Raw genomic sequence first — 8,091 nt, 5'->3', positions numbered from 1 at the left:
AAATAATTCTGTGACCTGATTCAAAGAAAATAAAAATAAAGGGAAATGATCTTAATGAAATTAAAATCTAATATTTATAACTATTGATAAACTAGAGTTCAGATTTTAGAAAAGTAAATTGGAAACTCATCGAAATGAATCCGTCCACATATTTTTTTAAATAAGGAAATTAAATTAAAAATCTTGGTGGCTAAAGCTTTATGATCTTTAAACCACCGCTGAAAAATTATCATCCAACTTAACTGCATTTGAATGCAGCTTGATTTCAGCAAAATGTTGTATGTCAGATTCTGGAAAGTGTAGTTTCCTTAGACTGTTCCAGTATCCTCATTTTACTTCCTTCTTCCTGAAGAGCGGGATTGATGCGACTGCTCTTTAATTTGATCTGCAAACGCATTTCATTACTTGAATCTGCATTACGCAAGGCTTCGTCATAAGAAATAATTTCCTGGTTATACAAATCAAATAATGCCTGATCAAAGGTCTGCATGCCGAGTTCACGCGAACGCGCCATAATAGTTTTCAACTCGTAAAAATCTCCTTTACGGATAAAATCAGACACCAGTGGCGTATTCAATAAAATTTCAACGGCAGCTCTACGGCCTTGCCCATCCTCGGTACGGATCAAACGTTGCGAAATCACAGCTTTCATATTGGCGGATAAATCCATTAATAGCTGATTGCGGCGTTCTTCCGGGAAGAAATTAATAATGCGGTCTAAAGCCTGATCGGCATTATTAGAATGCAGGGTGGCTAAACACAGATGACCGGATTCAGCAAAGGCAATCGCATGCTCCATACTTTCGGTATCCCGGATTTCACCAATCACGATCACATCCGGTGCCTGACGCATGGTATTGATCAGCGCGTTATGCCAGGAAACACAATCTACGCCAATTTCACGTTGGGTAATCATGGACTTTTTATGTTGATATACGTATTCCACAGGATCTTCTATGGTAATAATATGTCCTTCAGAATAGGTATTGCGGTGATCAATCATGGCTGCAAGTGTGGTAGATTTACCAACACCTGTCGCACCTACAATCAGAACCAGCCCACGTTTTTCCATAATCACTTGTTGCAAAGAGTTTGGTAGTCCTAATTGCTGAAAGCTTGGAATCTCCGTAGTAATGGTTCTGATTACCATCCCAACATTATGCTGTTGCTGAAAGACATTGACCCGGAAGCGTGATACACCTGGTACACTGATACCGAAATTGCATTCCATCACTGATTCAAATTCCTTGATCTGTCGTTCATTCATTAAAGCATAGGCAAACAAACGAGTTTTATCCGCTGCCAGTTTTTGCTGACCAAAAGGCTTCATCAGACCCTGCTGTTTGATACTTGGTGGAAAATCTGCGGTAATAAAAAGATCGGAGCCTCCATATTCAACTACCTTGGTCAGCATATGGTGCATAAATTTACGTGCTTCATCGAGCAATTCGGGTGTATACATATCCAGGTCCCTCAGATCCTGTTCATCGCGTGATATAAAACGGTTTGATGCAGATCCTGAAAAATTATTGTTATTGTGAAATCACTTATTTTCTGATGTTTTTATAAATATATGTTTATTGATTATTATTCTGTATGTTCAACATAGTAAAGATGCTGATCGAAACTTTATAAGCAGTCTTTCTCTCAGTAGCATTCACTCATGCCTTTCCCTAACAGTGTGAGGAAAGGCATGACCGCAAATTTAAGCACTACGCTTTAAACCTTCCAGTCGCAGTGAATCTGTCATATTTAACAACAGTTGTTCGGTTTTTGTCCAGCCCAGACATCCATCTGTAACCGACTGTCCGTAAACCATACCATCTGAAATTTTCTGATTGCCATCAACCAAATGGCTTTCCAGCATCACACCGCGAACATTGGTCTGTAAGCGTTCTGCCACGATCTGTTCTAAAACTTCCGGTTGTAGCATCGGATTTTTAGAACTGTTGCCATGGCTACAGTCAATCACTAATGCCGGCAATTCCGCTGAATGTTTGGCTTTGATTTTTTCGATTTCAGATAACTGGTAGTTCGGACCACTATTTGATCCACGCAGAATCAGATGGGCTTTTGGATTTCCTTTGGAATTTAAAATACATGGTAAACCCGATTGGCTCATGCCCAGGAACTGATGCGGATGAGAAGCTGACTGAATCGCATCTAAAGCAATCTGAATCGAACCATCAGTGCCATTTTTGAAACCGATGCTGTATGGCATATGGCTGGAAATTTCGCGGTGGATCTGAGATTCACTGGTACGTGCACCAATCGCACCCCAAGCCAGTAAATCATCGAAATACGCCGTCGCCATTGGACTGAGGATTTCCGAAGCAATCGGTAAGCCCATACCAATAATTTTCAGGTAAAGTTCGCGAGATTTTTGCAGACCTAACTGCATATTGGATGAACCATCCAGTGCAGGATCGTATAGGAAACCTTTCCAGCCGACTGTGGTACGAGGCTTTTCAATGTAAGCACGCATGACCAGGAAAATCTGATCAGAAATTTGAGCCTGTAACTGTTTTAATTTTTCTGCATATTCAAGTGCGGAGGCTTCATCATGGATGGAGCATGGTCCAGTAATCACCATCAGACGGTGATCTTTACCCTCTAGAATGTTCTGTATGGTTTGTCGCTGTCCGGCAATCTGTTCAGCCAATTGTGGAGACAATGGCAATTGTGCTTTCAGTTCTGCCGGCAGGCTTAATAGAGTTTCAGTTTGCTGTTGTTGTGATGTAATAACGCTATTCATGACTTTCATCCTTTGGACTGATCAATACAGTCCGAACTTTTATTTGAGCTTTATGGGTCTATGTGTCTGGGTGCTAAGGTTCATCAACTGGTTAAAGTAGAACCAATAAAAGTTGCTAAAGTATGAATAATTAAAATAAGTCATGGCTGTCTCCAAAATTAGTAAATATAACAAGCATAAAAAAACCTGATCAGGGTTGCCGATCAGGTATAAACTGGGTGGGCAACCTTTTACTTGCCCGAACGCATTCAGGCAATCATCTAAACTGCCAGAAATAATAATAAGCGTTTGAGTTTACAGGTTGCTTGAGCATGTTATGTCATTTATAAAAATGTGAATATGAAATTTAAAATACGCGGTATATCAGTATTTGACAAGTAAAAATTGTAAAAAAAATATTTATTAGTGTAGCTATTTTTATTTATCAATCCACGTATTTGTCATAGCTATACCAAAGTTTGACAAGATCTGAAGCTACTTCAGACCTTGTCAAGATTCAATGACTCATTATTAAAGCAGAATCAACGTGAAACACGGTTCCAGGCATCGCGGATCGCATATTTAGCCTGCTCCCAGTTCAGACGCGACTCGCCTTTTACCTGTTCCCATTTGATTCTTAAATCGGATTCGACATCTTCAAAACGGGTGTTAGCATCATAATGGGCACGATTTTCATAACCGACCTGATACGCCGTATGATAATCACGATCATAATCCAGATCGCTATAACTTGTACGTGCTTCAGTATAATAAGGCGTATTTAATGAATTTTCACGCCAATATGCTTCTTCTTCGGTTGGGTTTACCACTTCACCTACACCATGACCCGCTAACCCGCCAACCACTGCACCGACTACGCCACCGACAGCAGTTCCAACCGGACCAGCAGCAGAACCAATTGCTGCACCTGCAGCTGCACCGCCTGCAGCACCGACACCTGTACCTACCGGATGCGCACCCGGTTCACCAGTAATTGGATCGGCATTTAAATCATCACGTACTTCTTTTGGAGAATTCTTGATTAAATCACGATCAAAATTATCATTCGACATAGAGCTTATCCTTATTGTTGAAAATTGTTTTCTTAACGCATATCAATATGCTTTCATCACTATAAAGCTCTGAGCCAAAATGACTTTAGAAGGCTTGTGCGGATTCAGTTAAGCTTTGTGAGGGTTTAAGAGGCAAATGTATCCAATTTAAAATAAATAAACATAAAAAAGACCGGTATTTACCGGTCTTTTAAAATTAATCCGCTTAGTCAAAATGAATCACTGTACGGATCGACTTACCTTCATGCATCAGATCAAATGCTTCGTTAATCTGCTCAAGCGGCATGGTATGGGTTACAAATGGTTCCAGCTGGATATCACCTTTCATGGCCTGTTCAACCATTCCTGGCAATTGTGAACGACCTTTTACGCCACCAAATGCCGTCCCCATCCATTTACGGCCAGTCACGAGCTGGAATGGACGAGTCGAAATTTCCTTACCTGCACCAGCGACACCAATAATGACTGATTGACCCCAGCCACGGTGTGCACATTCCAGTGCAGAACGCATTACGTCGACATTACCGATACATTCAAATGAATGATCTACACCCCAGCCTGTCATTTCCACAATGACTTGCTGAATTGGCTTGTCATAGTCTTTTGGATTTAAGAAGTCGGTTGCACCGAACTGTTTTGCCAGTTCAAATTTATCAGCATTGGTATCTACTGCAATAATACGGCTGGCTTTGGCTTGACGGGCACCTTGTACCACTGCCAACCCGATACCACCCAGACCGAATACTGCAACCGTATCACCTTCCTGTACTTTTGCTGTGTTATGTACTGCACCAATACCTGTAGTGACACCACAGCCTAATAAGCAAACGTGTTTATGATTTGCTTCCGGATTGATTTTCGCCAGAGAAACTTCAGCAACCACGGTATATTCAGAGAATGTTGAACAGCCCATGTAATGGTAAATTGGCTCGCCATTATAAGAGAAACGCGTGGTACCATCCGGCATTACCCCTTTACCCTGAGTCGCACGTACAGCAACACACAAGTTAGTTTTTCCAGATTTACAGAACAGACATTCACCACATTCGGCAGTATATAGAGGAATCACGTGATCACCCGGTTTTAAGCTGGTGACACCTTCACCTACTTCAACCACCACACCTGCACCTTCATGGCCCAGAATTGCCGGGAATACACCTTCGGGATCTTCACCAGATAAAGTGAAGGCATCAGTATGACACACGCCCGTATGGCTGATTTTTACCAGAACTTCGCCAGCTTTCGGTGGTGCGACATCAACTTCAACGATCTGTAATGGCTCGCCTGGACCGAACGCTACCGCTGCACGTGATTTCATTTAAAACTATCCTTTGTTTGCTGATTTAACAGATGACTAACAGTAACCTCTTTCTATTCTGAGATTCAACCATTAACATCCTTAGTATGGGAAGAATAAAGCCAAATAATTAATGGAAACTCAATGACTCACCGAACTAAAACACTTTGTATCAGTTTTATTAGCTTATCCATTTTTTTGACAGGCTGTGAGTTAGATCCAAACATATCGACTAAAGCAAAAATTACACCGGTACAATCCCAGCACTGGATTCAAAAAACCGAAGCCCGGGAAAATGTTCAGGAAGGTTTAACCGCTTATTTGCCGCTATATGACGGTTTTATGAGTATTGCAGCACGGCTGCACCTGATCAATCACGCAAAGCATCATCTTGATTTGCAATATTATATCTGGAACGATGATTTTATTGGCAATCTGGTATTGTCCCAGTTGCTGAATGCCGCCGATCGCGGAGTTAAAGTCCGGCTATTAATTGATGACCAGAATGGTACTCAGCTGGATGATAAACTGCTTGCGCTGAGCCAACATCCTAATATCGAAACCAAATTATTTAATCCTTATAAATTTCGTCACTTTCGCGCCCTAGATTATGGGCTGCGTTTAAAGAAAGTGAATCACCGTATGCACAATAAATTGATCATTGCCGATGGCAGTGTGGCTGTCACCGGTGGCCGCAATATCAGTAGTGAATATTTTGAAGCCAGCAATGATTTTCAGTTTACCGATGTCGATATTTTCTTTGCCGGCAATGCGGTCACAGATGCCAACCAGTCTTTTATCAACTTCTGGAATGATACACTGAGTTATGATATCCAGCAGATCTTAGAGGAAAGGTCTAAACCGGATGATTTGATTGAATTAAGAAAATTATTTGCTCAAACCCGTGTGGATGCCAAGGAGACCCAGCGTCGCGTCAATATTGCCGAGCAACAAGTTGCCAAACAATTACAGTCACAACCTGTGCAATGGGCCAGTGCGCACTTTGTTGCCGATTCACCCAGAAAGGCACGTCACACGATAAATGATGAAGACTTCATCTATACCCAGATGTTAGATCTGATGGGTGAACCAAAAAATCAGTTAGACTTGGTGTCTTCCTATTTTGTTCCCACTCAATGGGGAACGGATTATCTGAGCAAGCGTGCCAGAAATGGCTTGAAAATTCGAGTTGTCACCAACTCATTTTTGGCGAATGATGTGCCTGTGGTACATGCCTACTATCAGCAATACCGTAATCAGTTACTCAAAAATGGTATAGAAATCTGGGAATTTAAACCTTATATCGAACGTCGGGAACGTACCTGGTATGAGAAAATGACAGGTAATGTGATTCCAGCTAAAAATAAAAACAGCTCCAGCCTGCATGCCAAGTTTTTCCATGCGAATGGCAAAGTCTTTATCGGCTCTTTTAACTTTGATCCCCGTTCAGCACGCCTGAATACTGAAGTCGGACTGGTGATCGAATCAGAGAAGCTTCAAAATGAAATTGCAGCCTCACTAGATAAATATCTGCCACGTATTGCTTATCAACTTAAGCTGAATGATAAAGGGGAAATTATCTGGCTAGACCAACAGAAAGACGGAAAAATTTTAAAATTTACCCATGATCCTGAAACAACCCGATTCCAGCGTTTTATGATGCATTTAGTCACGACTTTCCCAGCTGAATGGGCAATGTAATGACAAACAGATGACGAAATTGAATTTCAATCTCATTTTAAAGATTGTTAATTTTAGGATTAATTGAAAATCGTGCAGGTTTTAGACGTTTATTCGATCAATACGGTCATGATCTATACCATAGCTCTAGATTGCCTTAAAATTACACTTTTCCAGTTTTCGCGAAGTTTTTTCGCCACACTCCCATGCAATTTTTTGATTTAAGCCGCCAGTTTAAGTTAAGTGATATCCTTACACCAAACAAAACCCTTCAAGAATTATCCGCTCAGGAGTGGTTTCTCGCCAAAATCCGTGTAGAGCATGACTGTATTTCTGATACAGAGGTGATTGAAGGTCAGGCTATCATCCAGTCCAATGAAAATATCCAGATTGAACTGGAATGGCTGATTCAGGATTCTGGCTATGATCTGCAGGTGCTGTTTAAAGGTGTAGAAACTGAAGTTAATGAAGAAACTTTGGTCGTCGTCAAAGGTGCGAAACTGGTTGATGAGCAGCAACAATTACTATCTTCAAAAGCTTTGAGTTTATGGATCGATGGCACGCTGTTGCCTTTATTACCGAATATTCGTCGTGAAATTAAATCCCGTTTAAATCTTTGGGATTATGTGGAATATGATAGTTAATATTTAAAGCTATCACTTAAAACTTTTAGGGCGATTCAATCGCCTTTTTTATTTTAGAATTTCTATAGAGATGAATGGTAAGTCGTAATGTCTCAGCAAGTTTATATATGCTCTATGCTATGTTAATGAAAATAATAAAAAATGAAGATGACCTTATGATGGTAAATATTCAGCCTCAAGATTGGCTTAAGATCCGGAATGTCTTTGCTGATGCCCAGCGTGCTGCCATGCACTGTTCGGTCTCTACAATCAGCTCTGATGGATTTCCTACAAGCAGTCCCATCGGCACTTTATTTTTACATGAATATAAACCCACAGGCTTTTTCTTTGACCGCTACTGTACCAGCCTGAAACAGAACCTTCCACATAGTTCGAAAGCGTGTATTCAAGCAGTAAATAGTAGCCAGTCATTTTGGCTAAAATCTTTAATGAGCGGTAAATTTAGCAGTTATCCAGGTGTACGTTTATATGCAGAAATCAGTGAACTGCGACCTGCAACTGAAGCTGAACTGGAGCTGGTCCATTGCAGAATAAAACTATTAAATTGGACCAAAGGCAGCCGCCTGATCTGGTCTGACTTTACCCATGTTCGGGATTTTCAGGCGCATGGTTTTAAATGGGTGGAATATCCACAAATGATGCCAGATACATAGATTTAATACT

Annotated in this window: 7 protein-coding genes; 3 read left to right on the top strand and 4 right to left on the bottom strand. The window is 40.9% G+C overall.

Annotated features, from left to right (window positions below):
• Positions 1 to 283: 283 nt before the first annotated feature.
• From C3420_RS10245 to C3420_RS10230, 4 genes are all read right to left on the bottom strand, one after another.
• A complete protein-coding gene (locus C3420_RS10245; protein ID WP_103800093.1) occupies positions 284 to 1,462 on the bottom strand; it encodes a PilT/PilU family type 4a pilus ATPase in 1,179 nt (392 codons plus the stop codon).
• 243 nt (positions 1,463 to 1,705) lie between these two features.
• Positions 1,706 to 2,755, bottom strand: a complete 1,050-nt coding sequence (locus tag C3420_RS10240; RefSeq protein WP_103800094.1) for a 3-deoxy-7-phosphoheptulonate synthase — start codon at positions 2,753 to 2,755, stop codon at positions 1,706 to 1,708.
• 521 nt (positions 2,756 to 3,276) lie between these two features.
• Entirely contained in the window at positions 3,277 to 3,807 is a 531-nt protein-coding gene (locus C3420_RS10235) for a hypothetical protein (RefSeq protein ID WP_005222291.1), read from the bottom strand.
• Between the two features lie 205 nt (positions 3,808 to 4,012).
• The gene (locus C3420_RS10230; RefSeq protein ID WP_048881095.1) at positions 4,013 to 5,125 is read right to left on the bottom strand and encodes an S-(hydroxymethyl)glutathione dehydrogenase/class III alcohol dehydrogenase; all 1,113 of its coding nucleotides are present in this window, start codon (positions 5,123 to 5,125) and stop codon (positions 4,013 to 4,015) included.
• Positions 5,126 to 5,248: 123 nt separating this feature from the next.
• On the opposite strand from C3420_RS10230, the gene C3420_RS10225 reads away from it, so the two are divergent.
• The 3 genes from C3420_RS10225 to C3420_RS10215 all read left to right on the top strand — a co-directional run bounded on the left by C3420_RS10225 (position 5,249) and on the right by C3420_RS10215 (position 8,081).
• Positions 5,249 to 6,805 (top strand): phospholipase D family protein, encoded by a 1,557-nt coding sequence (locus C3420_RS10225; protein ID WP_103800095.1) that lies wholly within the window; start codon positions 5,249 to 5,251, stop codon positions 6,803 to 6,805.
• A gap of 185 nt (positions 6,806 to 6,990) precedes the next feature.
• Positions 6,991 to 7,428, top strand: a complete 438-nt coding sequence (locus C3420_RS10220; protein WP_103800096.1) for a hypothetical protein — start codon at positions 6,991 to 6,993, stop codon at positions 7,426 to 7,428.
• 125 nt (positions 7,429 to 7,553) lie between these two features.
• The gene (locus C3420_RS10215) at positions 7,554 to 8,081 is read left to right on the top strand and encodes a pyridoxamine 5'-phosphate oxidase family protein (RefSeq protein ID WP_171294463.1); all 528 of its coding nucleotides are present in this window, start codon (positions 7,554 to 7,556) and stop codon (positions 8,079 to 8,081) included.
• Positions 8,082 to 8,091 lie beyond the last annotated feature (10 nt).

It is taken from the genome of Acinetobacter sp. ACNIH3 (genome assembly GCF_002918965.1).
Taxonomy (GTDB): domain Bacteria; phylum Pseudomonadota; class Gammaproteobacteria; order Pseudomonadales; family Moraxellaceae; genus Acinetobacter; species Acinetobacter schindleri.
This window is presented reverse-complemented; position numbering and strand designations above follow the sequence as displayed.

Coding starts and splice junctions, on each gene's coding strand:
- C3420_RS10230 (WP_048881095.1), bottom strand. CDS start 5,125: ATGAAATCACGTGCAGCGGTAGCGTTCGGTCCAGGCGAGCCATTACAG.
- C3420_RS10220 (WP_103800096.1), top strand. CDS start 6,991: ATGCAATTTTTTGATTTAAGCCGCCAGTTTAAGTTAAGTGATATCCTT.
- C3420_RS10240 (WP_103800094.1), bottom strand. CDS start 2,755: ATGAATAGCGTTATTACATCACAACAACAGCAAACTGAAACTCTATTA.
- C3420_RS10225 (WP_103800095.1), top strand. CDS start 5,249: ATGACTCACCGAACTAAAACACTTTGTATCAGTTTTATTAGCTTATCC.
- C3420_RS10235 (WP_005222291.1), bottom strand. CDS start 3,807: ATGTCGAATGATAATTTTGATCGTGATTTAATCAAGAATTCTCCAAAA.
- C3420_RS10215 (WP_171294463.1), top strand. CDS start 7,554: ATGAAAATAATAAAAAATGAAGATGACCTTATGATGGTAAATATTCAG.
- C3420_RS10245 (WP_103800093.1), bottom strand. CDS start 1,462: ATGTATACACCCGAATTGCTCGATGAAGCACGTAAATTTATGCACCAT.